Origin of the sequence: Bacillus sp. MRMR6 (assembly GCF_001940785.1) — a bacterium.
Classification (GTDB): Bacteria; Bacillota; Bacilli; order Bacillales; family Cytobacillaceae; genus Neobacillus.
The window spans coordinates 38,370-54,706 of record NZ_MSLS01000033.1 but is presented as its reverse complement, the minus strand read 5'-3'; the positions used below and the strand labels follow the sequence as shown (position 1 = coordinate 54,706).

The following is a 16,337-nucleotide window of genomic DNA, read 5'->3' as shown; positions in this document are numbered from 1 at the left end:
TGACTTTCAAAAGTTAGTGAAGAAACTTGGATTGCGTCAATCAATGTCAAGACGAGGAAACTGTTGGGATAACGCTCCGCAGGAATCATTCTTTGGCCATTTTAAGGACGAATCCTATTTTAAGCCATGTACGAGTTTAGATGAACTAAAGCGTGAAATTAAGCAATATATGATTTACTACAATAACTACAGATACCAATGGAACTTAAATAAGATGACCCCTGTTCAATACAGAAATCATCTTATTAAAACTGCCTAGGTCTTTTTTAAAAATGTCCTTTACAACGGGTACACTTTACAGGGGAGTTAGTCTTATATTGGTGTGTAGCGGAGCAGGTGGCGACGCTGGGAATGATTTCCCTGAATGAGTAACCCTTTGACTTTCGCGGGAGAAGTTAAGAAATTTTGGGAGGGAATTATTATCCTTTACGCCTACATATCCTGCGGTGGGGATATTCTTGCAGCAGAGGCAATGGGAGCCGACATTGATCAATCTAGAGTGAAAGCCAGAGCTTGGAGAGATATATGGGGATTTGGACTGGGAGAATGTACGATTAAGCATATTCAGTCCAAATCTAAAGTGGGTGAAGAGTTGAAGCAGAGTTTGATCGAACTTTTACCTTAATATGTGTGAATCGTCCAATTAATTATATTTTATCAAAACATAAAGTTACTGTGTTTGTAGTGTTCATTTATTAATATGAAAAAGTAAAAGCGGATTTTGGCAGAATCGGCTAGTGGAAGTGTTAAAGGAATAAAAGCCTAGCCTTGGAAAAATTGGCTAGGCTTTATATACATGTTTAAGATAAGCATGTATTAAATCAAATATTTCTCGGATTCCTTAGTATAATGCGTCACTTGATCAAGTTTACCACTCTTAAGTTTTACTGCCCATTCTGGATCAGCTAGCACTGCACGGCCAACGGCTACATAGTCATATTCGCCTGCTTTGATTTTTTCATCTATTAGGCTGAGATTGTCTTCAATGGTTACCTGAGCATGATCCTGATTACTCAGATAGGCACGGTTTATTCCAACAGAACCGACCGCGATCGTTGGCTTTTTCGTCAATCGTTTCGTCCATCCGGCTAAATTTAATGATGGATCTTCCTCTTCAAATTCAGGTTCCCATATTCGTCTTGTAGAGCAGTGGAAAATGTCTACCCCAGCTTCAACCAAGGGAGTAAGGAACTGTTCAAGCTCCTTAGAGGTATTAGCTAATTTAGCTTGATAATCGGTTCCTTTCCATTGTGAATAACGAAAGACAATCGGAAAGTCGGGGCCTACTGCTTTTCGGCAAGCACGAACGATATCGGCGGCAAATTTTGTTCGCTCCCCAAGGTCGCCACCATACACATCATCACGCTTATTGGTTACTTCCCAAAAAAATTGATCAATTAAGTATCCATGTGCTCCATGCAATTCAATACCATCAAATCCGATGCGTTTCGCGTTAGCTGCCGCTTCGGCGTATGTATCAATCATTTCGACGACTTCATTTTTCGTTAAAGCCTTTATTTTCTCATTTTTTTGGCCTCTTAAAGTAAAGCCAGACGGACTCACAGGTGGTGCGTCACTATTCGGTTCACTGCCTGCTCTTCGTGCTGCACCTACATGCCATAATTGTGGAATGATTTTGCCGCCTGCTTCGTGGACTTCATTCACAACATTTTTCCAGCCATTTAAGGCAGCCTCACCATAAAAACGGGGAATATCTGGGCTCATGACTGCAGCAGGGTGGTTGATTGCTGTTCCTTCTGTGATGATGAGACCAATCCCATTCTCTGCACGTCTACGGTAATAGTGAGCAACATTTTCCCCAGGAATACCATTGGGAGAAAAGATTCTTGTCATGGGAGCCATAACCAACCGGCTTGCTAACCTTTGATTTCCAAACGATACTGATTGTAACAAAGTATGACCTGCGTACTTTTGTTCCAAGACGATCAATTCCTTCCGCTAATTCGGTTTATCGTGCTTCCTTCATTCTACAATTCTACTATTCAAATATAAACTGATAAGTTCTATATTATTCTAATACTGTGTGCTACCCGGGACAGTCCCCTGGGCTTTAACACTGTTATTTAACTATTAAAATATCCACCCTTGATGGTGGGTTTCCTTAATAAGAGGATGAAGACCACATCCCATTGGAAAAAACGCAGAAAAAGGTCTTCAAGAGGATGAAGACCACATCCCATTGGAAAAACGTAGAAAAAGGTCTTCATTAAGAGGATGAAGACCACATCCCATTGGGAAAACGTAGAAAAAGGTCTTCATTAAGGTGATGAAGACCTTTTCTCTTTGGGAAATCAGAAAAAAGGTCTTCATAAGTAAAAAGGTGTTCAATTAAAAGCAGCGCCTATGTTATTTTTTAGCAACAACGATGACCGCTGCTGAATTTAGTGAATAAGGATCTTTTTCAAAATTTCCATATAGTTCAACTGATTGAAATCCGCAATTTCTTAAAGCTGGTAGCAATTGCTTTGATGTGACAGGATACAGAGAAGTGGTATTAGAAAAGGTTTGTTCAGCTGTTGTAATGGTGGTGGTAAAGAGCACTTTCTCACCTTCAAGGTGGATGATTAATCGTATATTACAGCTTTTCCTTGTTCACGTAACTTTTTTAAAGATGTAAGCATATGATTGATTTGTTCATCGGAATGTCTTTCCCATGAACTTAATTCAGCGATTATTTTCAAAGGCGATTTTGACCGATAAGAACGTGTTGGATTTCCAGGGAACTTTTTGTCAGTTAAGTTCGGATCATTTTCAAAATCACCTAGTGGCTCTATAATGTATATTCTTTCTTTAGATGTAGCTGTTGCTAATTCAGCACCCCATTTAGCAGCCTCTAATGTTGCAGTGAAGTAGATATAGTTAGATTTCCTGTCCTGGTAATTTGATACGTGTCCCGGTTCTAATAGATCTCCAATTTTTAGTTCTGTTTTCGTACCATGAAAGAAAGGGCCATTATCTAAGACATCATTTTGGTTAATCATCCGCATACACCTCTTTTTTTGAATTTGTATACAACAGTATAGAACAAGATCTTTAGAAAGAGTAGTCTATAACTAATTTATTATTAGTAGTATAATGAAAGTAGAGAGAGTGAATTATTGTTTATTGATAAGTAAAGGTATAAGATGTAGATAAAAATATTCAGATTATATTCCTGCTGACACAAACGATAAAGAATGAATGATGACATTTGTGAACAGGTTCGATATACAGACGAACGGTATAGCAGCTTAGCATTCGGTCCTTGAGAAGATGTTCGATTTCTTAAGGATTTTTTATGTTAAATCGGGCATTTCTTGTGAAATTTTTAATTATACAGGTCCACATATATAGAAAAGGGAGTTACTCTGAATAAATGTTTGTCTTTATGCTATTTTCAGCTTAAAAAAAGCATTTAAAAATGGTTATGGAGGTATGACATGGAAAATGAAAAATGTGAATTTATTCACCCAAATGGTGTCAAGGAAAAGAAACTGGAAGTGATTGATGGTTACACGATAAAGTACCACGCAAAGGGAAACACGATATGGTCAAAGGGAAAAGTGATTGATGATATGCCAGATGGCTATTGGGAATGGTATCGTACCGATGGAACAATTAAACGTTCAGGTTATTTTGAAAGGGGTGAGCCAGTTGGTGAATGGGTCACCTATGATAGCAAAGGTGAAAAATACAAAACCTCGAATCGTGATAAAAAATAAAATGGTAGCCCCCGGCACTTTAAGTTATACAGGAGTAGCACTGACCTAGTAAACTATGTAAATGAAATAAGATAAGCCGCTATGATTTGCGGTTATTTCATTTGTTACAAAATTGGAAGGTGCTTGGCACTTTTTTTCTTTTCTTTAAAAAACTAGATTCCGTCTTCGAAGTTTTACCCCAAAAATAGCCCGCACCGATAGTTGGGTAGGAACACGATAATGAAGGACTTCGAAGTGATAGGAAGTTTTTATATAGTAAAATGAAATAGACACCCAACGAAACCTCCGCTGAATGCCCATGTCTACTAAAAGGGAAATAATATATTGCTAATCAAACTTATTTTCCAATAAACATCTGTGTCCAATAATTACCCTCAACATGACCTACTCCAATATGAGTGTAGTTTGAGCTTATAGATAAAACATAGGGACGGTCCTTCCTTTCGTATCGTTTCGTTGATCGAAGGAAGCAAGAGAACCGTCCCTATGCTTCCACCCATGCTTCATATTAAATAATAGTACGGATCCTTTTGGAGTCCGGAAATACTTGCATGGAACGGCCTTTCTCCGCGCTGGTTAAGCACTTGCTGAATCATACCGTTATCATTTAGCGGTTGGCAAAGCTTTATTGTTGTCCCATTAGCATCAATGTCCTGGCATAGTGCATCCATTTCTTTATCAATGTACTGCTCGCTGGAATCAAATTCGAATAGTTCTTGCCATCTTAAAGCGGCTGTTGAAACATCATGAACAGCAATCGGGATATTTAATAAATCTACTTTTCCGGCTAGATGGTCTTCTATGACACGATTTTCTTTTAAACTTCGCATTCGTTCTTCGTCGGTCATATGCCAGTCAATGATAAACGGTAAATGGAACGGGTCTTCTTTATGATCTTCAGGAAAGAGCATGGACCAATTTAATAGAGTTCCGTTTTTCTGTTTCCTACTGCCTGAAATGGGACCAACCATTTTTATCCCTTTTTTCTGTAACCTTTCCAAAACCGTATCGATTTGATTTGTTCTTAAGACCGCCCTTAAGAAACAATTTCCCTCTATTCCTTCAGATAACATTTGCTGTACAAACGGATTTCCTTCAACCATATTTGCCTTTTCCCTGTCCTCAATTCCTGCAATTTCAATATAGCTAAGTCCGAAAAAACAAAGATAGTTGTACGTCCCCCAATTGGGGTGGCTTCCGCCTGGGGTAACATGAAAACCTAGACTTTGAAGTTTATACTGAACAGCTTGTGGGTCGCTAGAGTAATAGATAATGTGATCAAACCGGAGATCCATCCATATCCCTCTTTTCCTTCAAAAATATTTAATTAGTACTGATTGATTTCCGAGTTATTTTTAAAATCGATTAATGTCATTTGCTTGATCGATTCAATATGTTCCTCCATTAAATCTTGAGCCAATGGGGTGTTAGCATCCAAAAGTGCCGAAATAATTTGCTGGTGCTGAGCATTTGCTAAACGAGGTCTTTCAGAATGGTAAGCAATAATGACGCCAATCCACATGATTTGTACTTCTAACGATTCCATGATTTTAATTAATCTTGAACTATTAGAATGATTGATTAATGTTTTATGAAATTTTCGATCGGCTTGAAAAAATGGTTGAAAATTTCCTCTATCGATTTCACTTTCGGCCACAATGGTTTCATCATAGAGCACGTTAAGCGTTTCTTTTGAAAGATGTCTGATCGCAAGACTTACCGCTTGCCTTTCAAGTGCCTTCCTGACATCAAAAATCTCCTCAACATCCTTTTCTTTTGGTGTGCTTACATATGTTCCGGAGCGACTTTGTACCTCGATTAATCCATCCTGGTGTAATCGTTGCAGCGCATCCCGTACAGGAGTTTTACTTACACCGAGTTCGGTTGCTAGCTTATTATAATCAATTCTTGATCCAGGTTTTAAATGATTATTAATAATTTCATCTCTTATATAAAAATAAATTTTTAGGTTTAAATTTCGATTATCCAACAAGGTAATAACTCCTTTCTATATATAAAGCAGTCTAAATATTATTATCTAATATATCAGATATTAAAAAAAACATGATTAATATTTTTAATTTATAAAATATTGTGAATATTTTAAACAATTATCTAATATATCAGATATTAGAACAAGCCGCAAACAAAGGAGTGGGAAGTGGATGAAAAGTATCGGACTTTATGGATTAACGGGTCAAGGAATAGAAACCGCAGGAGAAATTTTATCGAAAGTGATTCAAGATCACGGATATATTCATCGAACATGGAGAGAGTTTTCAACCATTATACGCGGGGGAGGGACCATTTTTGAAATATACATAGCGGAGGAACCGAATGAAGACCTTCCACCGCGTTTAGAGCAAATCGATTTAGCGGTTGTTTGGGATGACGCAGGAGCAGAGAATTTTTTACCAAGATTAAAAGATAAAAACATGCTATTTGGCCCCGCATCAGTAGCGGGGGTTCCTAATGGCCACCAAGGCACTCCTCCAAAAATAGGGTACAATATTTGGTCTTTAGGAATTATCGGCGGATACTTAGGCTTACCATACAATCAGATCCAAGCAGAAGTTCTAGCAAAGTTTAATGGCGAAAAAAATATCCGCTTATTAAATGGGGGATATGAATTAGGACTAACGGTAAAGGGTAAAGATCCGTTTAAACAACATTCGGCCGAAAATGTAACGATATCTGGAAATGATGCACTGTGTATTGGGGGTGTTAGTGGAGGAGTCAGACACTATTATGGATACCCAATCACGCCTGCATCAGAAATACTTGAAAATTTTTCAAAGTGGCTTCCATCCCTAGGAGGGGGTGCATATCAAGTCGAGGATGAAATGGCAGCGATTCACGCCGCGATTGGGTGTTCCTATGCTGGCAGACGAACCTTTGTTGCAACGAGTGGACCTGGTCTTTCTCTGATGACAGAGGGATTAGGCTATGCTTCGGCAACTGAAATCCCTTTAGTGTTGGTAGATAACCAGCGGGGAGGTCCTTCTACTGGAATGCCGACGAAAACAGAGCAAAGTGACCTTTTGCATTTGAATTATGCCGGCCATGGTGAATTTTCACGAATATTATTAACACCAACGAGTGTGACGGACTGTATTGTCACCATGCAAGAAGCACTGAACCTTGCAGATTATTATCAATGTCCCGTCATCCTTGCTTTAGACCTCGATCTAGCACTGAGGAGAATTTCTATTCCATGGTCAGAAGTCGAAAATGCCATCAATAAAACAAAAATAGACCGAGGACCAACAGTATTCGAGCCAATAGAAGTTGACCAATATACTCGATTTGAATCAATTGATGGTAAACCTCCACTACGAACTGTACCAGGTGTTAAAGGTGGTGCCTATGTTGCCAGTGGTGACGAACATGACGAGAGAGGTTTTATGGAGCCTGACTTTAAGGAAGTAAGGCATACTTTGCACAAAAGACGCTTGCATAAAGCAGACAAAATCAATTATCATCGTCCTTTTACAAGGGTAGGGGAAGTAAAATCTCCGGTCATGATCATTGGAACCGGTGCACTTGGAGAGGTAATCGAAAATTTCGTGCAAAAAAATCCATATAAATACCAAGGTTTATTGATCAGACAGCTTTCACCCGTACCAGTAGAAGAATTATCAGAAAGCCTCGAAGGGATTGAGCAAATTATTGTTGCTGAATATAACGCGAGAGGTCAAATTAGAACACTGCTGAAAGATGTATTTGGTGAAAAGGAGGTACATTCCTTGCTCCGTTTTGATGGTGAACATTTTACAGATGGCGAATTTGAAGCTGCTGTTACTGAAATCTCAAAAAAACAAGTAAATCAAACGATTTAAGGGAGGTGAAAGGATGAATACAACTGTAACAACAAAAGATTACTCTAATGGTAATTCACCGACATGGTGCCCAGGGTGTGGAGATTATGCAGTGTTAAGCGGGATCAAAACAGCATTAGCAAATTTAAGTGTACAACCGGAAGATTCTGTTTTGGTATCAGGTATCGGTTGTAGTGGAAAAATTGGACATTACTTCGGCGGCTATTCCATCCACACACCACATGGGCGCACATTACCAACAGCTTTAGGAATAAAATCCTCAAGACCAGAATTAACGGTCCTTGCTGCAGGCGGCGATGGCGATGGGTACGGTATAGGTGTTGGACATCTTGTTCATGCCGCTAGACGCGATTTACCAATCACCTACATTGTCATGGACAATTCAGTATATGGAAACACCAAAGGTCAAACATCTCCAACAAGTCCATTAGGCTACCAATCTTCTACCTCTCCCAATGGGAATACAGATCAACCAATAAACCCATTAATGTTAGCATTTTCAACAGGAGCATCATTCATCGGACAGGGATTTTCAGGGGATATTAAACAGCTTGTCAATCTAATCGAAAAAGGAATTCAACATCCAGGCTTTTCATTAATCAATATTTTTAGCCCGTGTGTCGTTTTTAATAAAAAACAAGGGTATGACTATTATCGTGAAAATATAGATGTCCAGGATAGGCCAGCAAAAGATGCGGTAGAATTCGTAAGCATGATTTGCCAATCGTCCATGCCTACAGGCGTGTTATGGGAGAAGAAATCAGAAAGACATAGTATTCAACACTCAAACAAAACGATAAAAGACGTAGAGTTAACTTCATTTATTAAAAAAAATCTAGCATAGTTACAAAAATATAGACGAGGTGAAGCATAAATGGAAGGTAAAATTTTTGAATACTTAGAAAAGTATAACTATGAAAATTTATATTTTTTTAATGATAACCAAACGGGCATTAAGGGCGTGATTTGTATCCATGATACAACATTAGGTCCAGCAACCGGTGGATGCAGAATGTGGACGTATGCAAATGAGTGGGATGCGATTGAAGATGCCTTAAGGCTGGGACGAGGAATGACGTATAAGTATGCTGCTGCAGGTGTGGAGCTCGGCGGAGGAAAGGCTGTCATCATTGGTGACCCGAAAACACAAAAAAGTGAAGCACTCTTCAGGTCTTTTGGAAGATTTTTAAATCGCCTAAATGGTACGTACATTACAGGTCAAGATGTAGGAACAACTTTAAGAGATATGGAAACGATCCGTCTAGAAACTCCTTATGTCGTGACACTTCCAAGAGAATTTGGGGGAGCAGGTGAAATTTCACCTTACACCGCTTTAAGTACCTTTCAATCAATGAAGGCTTGTGCAAAGGAAAAGCTAGGTACGGACAGCTTAAAAGATGTGAGTGTTTCCGTTCAAGGGGTAGGAAGCGTTGGCTACCATTTAGTCAAATTACTGGCTGATGAGGGTGCAAATATTACGATTGCAGATATTGATGAAAAGAGAGTGAAAGAGGTCTCAGAAGAGTTTCATACTAGAACGGCAAAAGTGGATGAGATTGATTCTCTGGAAGTGGAGATTTTTTCACCGTGTGCATTAGGAAAAGTGATCAATGACCAGTCGTTAACGAGACTAAAATGTCAAATTGTTGCGGGTTCTGCCAATAACCAGTTAACAGAGGAAAGACACGGCGACCATTTAGATGAAATGGGCATTCTTTATGCACCAGATTATATCGCAAACTCTGGTGGGACCATTTTTGATACCGACCGAATTAAGCCGGGTGGCTTTAATCAAGAGAGAGGAATCAATTCTGTCAAACGGGTTTATGAGACGATGACAGAGTTAATTGCGATTTCAAAGAATGAAAGTATCCCAACCTATAAAGCTGCTGATCTATTAGCTGAAAGACGAATTAGTAGTGTAGGAAAGGCAAAACAGTTACGAAGACAATTTGATGTGTTAACATAAATGTTTTTGTGATGGACTAATAAAGCAGGGATTTACGTGGCAACAAAGTCAGTAGATAGAAGGTTTAACATCATTAAATTTAAGGAGATGGTGTTTCGTGCGTTTAAAAGACAAAGTTTGCATCGTGACTGGATCTAGTATGGGAATTGGTGAGGCCATTGCAGAACGATTTGCTGAAGAAGGGGCAAAGGTAATCGTAAATTCAAGAAGTCAAGTAAGAGCGGATGCAACAGCAGCACGTTTAAGAGAAAAAGGGTATGAAGTAACGGCGATTGCCGCAGACATTTCAAACAAGGCATCCGTACAAAATCTAGTGGATAAAACCGTAGAAAAATACGGAAAGCTAGATGTGATCGTAAATAATGCTGGTGTAAACCGAATTGGTCCTTCATTGGAATTAAGTGAGGAAGATTGGAGGACAGTCATTGATACAAATCTAACAGGTTTATTCTTTAGTTGTCAGGTAGCAGGTAAATATATGGAGCAGTTTGGGGGCGGATCCATCATCAATATTACCTCGATATTCGGAGAAAAATGTGCACCAATGAGGGCCGCGTATAGTTCTACAAAATTTGGTATTAACGGACTAACAAAAGTCTTAGCTGTAGAATTAGCAGAGAAAAATATTAGAGTAAACGCTGTCGCACCGGCATTTATTAAAACTCCGTTAGATGTAACGGACCAGGAAACTGGAGGATATTCTGATGACGATATTAAAGGAAGAACTCCGCTTGGCCGCTTTGGTACCGTAAAGGAGGTAGCTGATGTTACGTTGTTCTTAGCATCAGAGGAAGCAAGTTACGTAACTGGATCGACGTATAACGTGGATGGCGGCTGGCTGGCTTACGGTGGCTGGTAGAAAGGAGCGAAGATCTTGGGAGTCATTTTGTTTAAAAAGGAAGAGTATTTGTTTGAGCCATTAGAAGGAACAGAGGGGAATGGCTCTGCAAAAATTGCTAGATTTGTTACAGACAAGATTTCTTCCTCCCTTGGCGGAGGAATTGTAAAAATGGAAGATTGTAAGTTTCCCTGGACTGTTCAATATGATGAGATTTTATTTGTAACAGAAGGTGAGGTGATAATCGATTCGAATGGTGAAAAACGGATTGGAAAAGAAGGAGATTCCTTCTTTATTGAGAAATCAACGCCTATAACGTACGAAACTTCATCACAGGGAACCTTCATTTTTTGTCTTTACCCAGCAAACTGGAGTAAGCAGCGGTAAATAAAAAAATTTTATGATTTAGTTTACAGAATAATTTGAATGTTATGGTATGTAAACAAACAGGAGGTTAAAAGATGACTTTTAGTATTTTTTTAAGCTTGATAGGCTTTCCAATTGCGGTTGCGGTTATTACATTCCTTTGTTACTTTAATCAGAAAAGAAAAGATGAGGCAAACGAAAAAATAGATTTACAAGGTTCTAGTAAATCGACAGAAATAGAGGGGRGGGTGTAAGATGACAGCACATCCTCTAACAATAACTGTATTTATTATCTATTTGCTGCTATTAATTGCAATTGGAATCCTAAGTTCGAAAAAGTCATCTGGCGGTTTAACTGATTTCTTTCTAGCGGGAAGAAGCCTTGGGAAGTGGACGGTTGCTCTTAGTGCGGTTAGTTCTGGAAGAAGTGCTTGGTTAGTCCTTGGTGTTACGGGAATGGCGTACCTTGGCGGACTTCAGGCCATCTGGGCAGCCGTAGGTTATATCCTTGTTGAGATCTTTATGTTCTTCTTTGTTGCAAAAAGATTTAGGAATTTTAGCGAAAAGTATAATAGTATCACCGTGCCAGATATCTTGGAGGCGCGTTACCAGGATAAAACAAAATTGTTACGAGTCACGAGCTCTTTGATTATCATCTTCTTTATGATTGCTTATGTGGGTAGTCAAATTGTAGCAGGCGGAGTAGCGTTTTCTGGTAGTTTAGGAATGAGTAGCACTGCCGGAATGTGGTTAACAGCAAGTATCATTCTAATTTACACCTTACTTGGCGGCTTTCATGCAGTTTCAAAAACGGATGTATTACAGGCTTCGTTCATGTTCCTCTCTCTCGTTATTGTACCAACCGTTGCCATCATAGGATTGGGCGGCTTTGGTCCCGTGTTAGATGCCATGCATGCTCAAGGGGGAGGATTTATTAACGTATTTTCGTTTACATTCGGTGCTATAGGGGGACTTTTAGCAATAGGACTAGGCAGTCCTGGGAATCCGCATATCCTTGTAAGGTATATGTCGTTAAAGAGTGTTTCTGAAATGCGTAAAGCAGCACTAATTGGTACGTTTTGGAATCTTACTATGGCTTATGGAGCCATCATGATCGGTCTAGTTGGTAGAGCGTATTTCCCTGATATTTCTATGTTGCCGGGGGAAAACCATGAAGCCATATTCACAGCGTTAGGAAATGAGCTATTTAATCCATTTATTTTTGGTATTTTAGTAGTAGCTGTTTTGGCTGCAATCATGTCCAGTGCAGATAGTCAACTACTGGTAGCATCGAGTGCAGTTGTACACGACATCTATAATAAATATTTTTCAAAAGGGGAAGAAATATCTAATCAAAAATTAGTTCTTTATAGCCGCTTATCTATTTTATTAATTATGGCCCTAGCAATGTGGTTATCATTTTCTTTCCAAGAATTTGTTTTTTGGATGGTATTATTTGCTTTTGGCGGCTTGGGTGCATGCTTTGGTCCTGCATTACTTTTATCTTTCTATTGGAAAGGAACAACAAAGTTAGGTGTCTTCTGGGGAATGATTACAGGCTTAATTACAGTCGTATTGGTSAAACAACAACCAGCATGGACGTTAACGTTTTTACCAAATGTAAAAGAAGTTATGTCATCGATCTTCTTTGGAATCACATACGAAGCGTTCCATGGATTTTTAATCGCTACTGTAGTAACTATTATTGTCAGCAAATTTACCAAAAAGCCAGAAAATGCAGAAGAAATTATTAAGGGAATTTCATAAGTATAAATTAAAATGTGCCAATCCCAATGCTGAGGGGTTGGCACATTTTATTAAAAGGGAAATACTATCCCTAACTTATTTTCCAATAAACATCTGTGTCCAATAATTACCCTCAACATGACCTACCCCAATATGAGTAAAACTTGAGTTTAAGATGTTCTTGCGATGACCTTCGCTATTCATCCAAGCAGTTACAACTTCCTGTGGTGAGCGTTGGCCCATTGCAATATTTTCACCAGCTAAACGGTATTGAACACCAAATTGCTTCATCATATCAAATGGTGATCCGTAGGTTGGGCTAGTATGAGAAAAATACCCGTTGCTCTTCATATCAGTTGATTTAACTCTAGCAACCTCACTTAATTTCAAGTCAATTTTTAGTGGCTGTAAGCCATATTTTGCACGTTCATTATTCGTTAATGTCACCACTTCTTGCTCATATTGACTTAATGAATACGTTGCCGGATTTGTCGTTTCGTTCGTTTGCTCTACAGGCTGCTGTTGCACAGGTTGCTGAACAACAGGGCTTTCCACGATAGGTTCTTCAGCTTTTGGTTCTGTTGGTTGTGCTTGTTCCGGTTCTATTACTGGCACCTCAGCTGGTGGAGTAGGTGCCACAACTTTTGGCTGAGTTTGAGTTTGATAATAGTATTTTTTCAGCACGTTTTGAATGAGATCATTCCAATTCGTAGTGTTGTTAACAGATACCACATAACGGCCCTCAAACACTTTCGTTGATCCATCTAACTTCTCCGCTGAGCTAATTAATGGTCCTGTAACAAATAGGGCACCTGCTACTGCTAAAGATAATACTGTTTTCTTCATATTCAAGTCCTCCTTGATGTTGTCTATCTTTGCTTCAACCAAATCATAGCATGAGAATTTTGTAATATTTCAGGAAGACTTTTCCTGCACAGCTAAAACCAAAACTTTTCTACTAAATTCATTTCGATCTATTATTGAAAAATAATAGATTTGACGGAATATGATTTGTTTTTTATATGTGTGTGTTTTTAGGAAAGAGGAAGACTATACTAGGAAAGGCCTATTGACAGGTTTGAAATGAAGAGGGATATGTGACGGATGTTAATGGTTTATGACAAATGTGACTCTGGGTTATCAAGTTTGATTTGGGTAATCAACCATCTTCTTTTTCAATTTAGTAAACAAATTTAATTGTGCCCTGAGAAATTAGTGGAAATGTAGGAAGTTTTTGTTCAAAATAAAAGAGAACATAGAATACTAAAGGTCAACTTGTCTTTTTTAATAAAGAAAGATGAGAAAAAAACGAAAAAAGGTGAGAATATGAGTCAATTATCAGAACGCTTATCCAATGAACATCATCAAAATGTCGAGGAATTGAAAGAATTGCTAAGAATCCCTAGCATAAGCTCCTTATCCGAACATAAAGAAGATATTCAAAAAGCAGCTACATGGATTGCTAATAAATTGGAATCCATTGGAATGGAACATGTTGAAGTCATACAGACAAAAGGCCACCCGATCGTTTATGCGGATTGGATTCATCAAGAAAACGCTCCAACCGTTTTAGTGTACGGCCATTATGACGTACAGCCTGTTGATCCAGTTCACTTGTGGGAAACGCCTCCGTTTGAACCAACCATCCGTGATGAAAAGATTTTCGCTAGAGGAGCAACGGACGACAAAGGGCAGACGTTCTTACATATTAAAGCGGTGGAAGCACTATTGAAACTAGAAGGAAAATTACCGGTAAACGTTAAATTTTGCATTGAAGGAGAAGAAGAAATCGGTAGTCCTCATCTTCCTGCATTTTTATCTGCCAATAAAGAAAAATTATCCTGTGATGTGGTGGTAATTTCTGATTCTGATATGTGGGACAAAGGCGTACCAGCGATCACCTACTCTTTAAGAGGTCTTTGTGCACTAGAATTTTCACTCAAAACCGCTAATTCTGATCTCCACTCTGGCATGTATGGCGGTGGAGTCCAGAACGCGAACCACTTATTGGTAAAGCTTCTTTCTACCTTACATGATGAAAACGGTAAAGTAACCGTGGACCATTTTTATGATGATGTAGTAGAACTGACAGAATTTGAAAAAGACCAAATTAAAGCACTAGGTTTCAATGAAGAAAAGCTAAAACGAACGTTAGGATTAACGGAATTAACGGGAGGGGAAGATCATTTTCCTTATCCAGAGAGAATCAGTTCACGTCCAACATTAGAAATAAACGGTTTATGGGGCGGTTTTCAGGGAGAAGGGACAAAAACGGTAATCCCAAATGAGGCTCATGCCAAAATCACCTGCAGGCTGGTTCATAACCAAAACCCAGAACAAATTCAGGGCTTGATCAAAAAGCATCTTGAAGAACATGCACCAAAGGGATGCACGGTGAAAGTGACTTTGCAAGATACGGGAAACCCATTTTTAACCCCGATCGACAGTCCGATGATCCAAAAAGCGGCAGAAGCATACGAAATCGTTTATGGGAAAGCACCGGTTTACAAAAGAGAAGGTGGTTCGATTCCCATTGTATCGGATTTCAACCAATCGCTAAACGTTCCTGTTGTCTTAATGGGATTTGGTTTACCAGATGAGAATCTTCATGCTCCAAACGAACACTTTAACTTAGAAAACTTTGATAAAGGGATTTTAACTATCTGTTCCTTTTTAGAACTTCTTAATAAGTAAAATAGTGCCGGCCACTACCTTCATTTACAAAATGGAGGTAGTGACTGGCACTTTATTTTGAAATTGGCTTGGTCACAGGTTATAACACAATACTAAGATTGTGAGGACTTTGATGCCGTGCTCGTATTGGTCAATCCAGGATTATGTTCTCCAAACAATTATCCTATCAAATCACTCATCTTACCGTCGGAGAATCTTCATCGCAATACACTCTTGCTAAAACCGATTTACAATCAAACAAATCCAACTATCTTCAGATTTCTACCCTATCTATCGGTACGGTAACGCTTTACTAAAATGGGGGACTGACCCTTATTTAACTTTTTTTATTTTTTAAGATTAAGTAGTTGACACGTAAAATAAAATTATGATATTATAGAAAATTTGATAAAAAATTACTTATGTGTTAAGGTTAGGAAGGTTACCATTATGGAGGTGGATTATTTGTTTCAAATTGGCGATAACATTGTTTATCCAATGCACGGAGTAGGTATAATTAAATCCATAGAAGAAAAGGAAATCTCGGGGGAAAAACAACAGTACTATGTCATAAAAATGTTAATCGGTAATATGCAAGTCATGATTCCTACGGGTAAAATATTGAGTTCAAATATACGCCCTATTACTGACATAATTGCATTAAAACACATCATAAACATTTTTCATCATGGAGAATCAGATCGATTACTGCCGTGGAAACAAAGGTTTAAAGTGAATACGGACAAAATAAAAACGGGTAAAATACAAGAATGTACTGAAGTTGTACGTGATTTAATGCGTATGAAGAAAGAAAAAGCACTGAATACAAGTGAAAAAACAATGTTATCTAACGCACATGAATTTTTGATTAGTGAACTAGGATTAATTGAAGGGATTACTGAAAATCAAATTAAAAGTTTCTGTTAAGGTTAATTTTAGATAATGTATGACATCTCCCGAAAATATCCTGAATTTTTTGGGAATATGTTTATTATTAAAAGTAAATCATTTCAAAGACAATCAACTTCTCCAACACACCTTTTGAGCATTAACCTCTTTTGTTATTTCTACAATCTACTCCATTTCTTTTATTTAAATTACTTTTACGAACGTTTGAAGTTTCATCAATAACTTGATAAAATGGTCACTTGATTTTACTTGGGTTATGGGGTCAGTCCCGCACA

At 38.4% G+C, this 16,337-nt stretch carries 18 protein-coding genes and 1 pseudogene; 12 read left to right on the top strand and 7 right to left on the bottom strand.

The features are described from left to right. Nucleotides 1–259 (top strand): IS3 family transposase (locus tag BTR25_RS22095; protein WP_139311309.1); only part of this gene is annotated, 259 nt, incomplete at its 5' end. Nucleotides 260–364: 105 nt separating this feature from the next. Beyond that, nucleotides 365–625 carry a hypothetical protein gene (locus BTR25_RS22090; RefSeq protein ID WP_075690180.1) on the top strand — a complete coding sequence of 87 codons (261 nt, stop codon included), beginning with the start codon at nt 365–367 and terminating at the stop codon, nt 623–625. Nucleotides 626–816: 191 nt separating this feature from the next. Here the strand turns inward: BTR25_RS22090 and BTR25_RS22085 are convergent, their stop codons facing one another. The 3 genes from BTR25_RS22085 to arr form a co-directional block, all read right to left on the bottom strand. Next, complete coding sequence (locus BTR25_RS22085) at nt 817–1,941, bottom strand: NADH:flavin oxidoreductase (RefSeq protein WP_075690179.1); 1,125 nt, start codon at nt 1,939–1,941, stop codon at nt 817–819. A 426-nt stretch (nt 1,942–2,367) separates the two neighbouring features. Further along, nucleotides 2,368–2,562, bottom strand: a complete 195-nt coding sequence (locus tag BTR25_RS22080) for a hypothetical protein (protein WP_075690178.1) — start codon at nt 2,560–2,562, stop codon at nt 2,368–2,370. Between the two features lie 23 nt (nt 2,563–2,585). Further along, nucleotides 2,586–3,002: an NAD(+)--rifampin ADP-ribosyltransferase gene (gene arr, locus BTR25_RS22075; protein WP_075690177.1), complete on the bottom strand. Its 417-nt coding sequence runs from the start codon at nt 3,000–3,002 to the stop codon at nt 2,586–2,588. A 438-nt stretch (nt 3,003–3,440) separates the two neighbouring features. Here arr and BTR25_RS22070 point away from each other — a divergent pair, with 438 nt between their 5' ends. Beyond that, complete coding sequence (locus BTR25_RS22070) at nt 3,441–3,722, top strand: toxin-antitoxin system YwqK family antitoxin (RefSeq protein ID WP_075690176.1); 282 nt, start codon at nt 3,441–3,443, stop codon at nt 3,720–3,722. Nucleotides 3,723–4,059: 337 nt separating this feature from the next. Here the strand turns inward: BTR25_RS22070 and BTR25_RS28280 are convergent. The 3 genes and pseudogenes from BTR25_RS28280 to BTR25_RS22060 form a co-directional block, all read right to left on the bottom strand. Continuing rightward, nucleotides 4,060–4,137, bottom strand: a pseudogene (locus BTR25_RS28280) (CAP domain-containing protein); the annotation flags it as partial. An 88-nt stretch (nt 4,138–4,225) separates the two neighbouring features. Continuing rightward, nucleotides 4,226–5,017, bottom strand: a complete 792-nt coding sequence (locus tag BTR25_RS22065) for a VOC family protein (RefSeq protein ID WP_075690175.1) — start codon at nt 5,015–5,017, stop codon at nt 4,226–4,228. A 32-nt stretch (nt 5,018–5,049) separates the two neighbouring features. After that, nucleotides 5,050–5,712 carry a GntR family transcriptional regulator gene (locus BTR25_RS22060; protein ID WP_254842775.1) on the bottom strand — a complete coding sequence of 221 codons (663 nt, stop codon included), beginning with the start codon at nt 5,710–5,712 and terminating at the stop codon, nt 5,050–5,052. Between the two features lie 175 nt (nt 5,713–5,887). Here BTR25_RS22060 and BTR25_RS22055 point away from each other — a divergent pair, with 175 nt between their 5' ends. The 7 genes from BTR25_RS22055 (at nt 5,888) to BTR25_RS22030 (ending at nt 12,501) form a co-directional block, all read left to right on the top strand. Beyond that, nucleotides 5,888–7,561, top strand: a complete 1,674-nt coding sequence (locus BTR25_RS22055) for a 2-oxoacid:acceptor oxidoreductase family protein (protein WP_075690173.1) — start codon at nt 5,888–5,890, stop codon at nt 7,559–7,561. A 13-nt stretch (nt 7,562–7,574) separates the two neighbouring features. Next, nucleotides 7,575–8,405: a thiamine pyrophosphate-dependent enzyme gene (locus BTR25_RS22050; RefSeq protein ID WP_075690172.1), complete on the top strand. Its 831-nt coding sequence runs from the start codon at nt 7,575–7,577 to the stop codon at nt 8,403–8,405. 30 nt (nt 8,406–8,435) lie between these two features. After that, on the top strand, nt 8,436–9,530 hold the full coding sequence (locus tag BTR25_RS22045) for a Leu/Phe/Val dehydrogenase (protein ID WP_075690171.1): 1,095 nt from the start codon (nt 8,436–8,438) through the stop codon (nt 9,528–9,530). A 97-nt stretch (nt 9,531–9,627) separates the two neighbouring features. Beyond that, the gene (locus BTR25_RS22040; protein WP_217696985.1) at nt 9,628–10,389 is read left to right on the top strand and encodes an SDR family NAD(P)-dependent oxidoreductase; all 762 of its coding nucleotides are present in this window, start codon (nt 9,628–9,630) and stop codon (nt 10,387–10,389) included. Nucleotides 10,390–10,404: 15 nt separating this feature from the next. Then, nucleotides 10,405–10,755 carry a cupin domain-containing protein gene (locus BTR25_RS22035; RefSeq protein WP_075690170.1) on the top strand — a complete coding sequence of 117 codons (351 nt, stop codon included), beginning with the start codon at nt 10,405–10,407 and terminating at the stop codon, nt 10,753–10,755. Nucleotides 10,756–10,829: 74 nt separating this feature from the next. Continuing rightward, nucleotides 10,830–10,988, top strand: coding sequence for a hypothetical protein (locus BTR25_RS27820; protein ID WP_175596851.1), 159 nt, complete (start codon nt 10,830–10,832; stop codon nt 10,986–10,988). 1 nt (nt 10,989) lies between these two features. After that, on the top strand, nt 10,990–12,501 hold the full coding sequence (locus tag BTR25_RS22030; RefSeq protein WP_075690169.1) for a sodium/proline symporter: 1,512 nt from the start codon (nt 10,990–10,992) through the stop codon (nt 12,499–12,501). Between the two features lie 75 nt (nt 12,502–12,576). Here the strand turns inward: BTR25_RS22030 and BTR25_RS22025 are convergent, their stop codons facing one another. Beyond that, a complete protein-coding gene (locus BTR25_RS22025) occupies nt 12,577–13,326 on the bottom strand; it encodes a CAP domain-containing protein (protein ID WP_075690168.1) in 750 nt (249 codons plus the stop codon). A 480-nt stretch (nt 13,327–13,806) separates the two neighbouring features. Between BTR25_RS22025 and BTR25_RS22020 the strand changes: the two genes are divergently transcribed. Continuing rightward, on the top strand, nt 13,807–15,174 hold the full coding sequence (locus BTR25_RS22020; RefSeq protein WP_075690183.1) for a dipeptidase: 1,368 nt from the start codon (nt 13,807–13,809) through the stop codon (nt 15,172–15,174). Nucleotides 15,175–15,618: 444 nt separating this feature from the next. Continuing rightward, nucleotides 15,619–16,080, top strand: a complete 462-nt coding sequence (locus BTR25_RS22015) for a CarD family transcriptional regulator (RefSeq protein ID WP_175596852.1) — start codon at nt 15,619–15,621, stop codon at nt 16,078–16,080. Nucleotides 16,081–16,337: the final 257 nt, after the last annotated feature.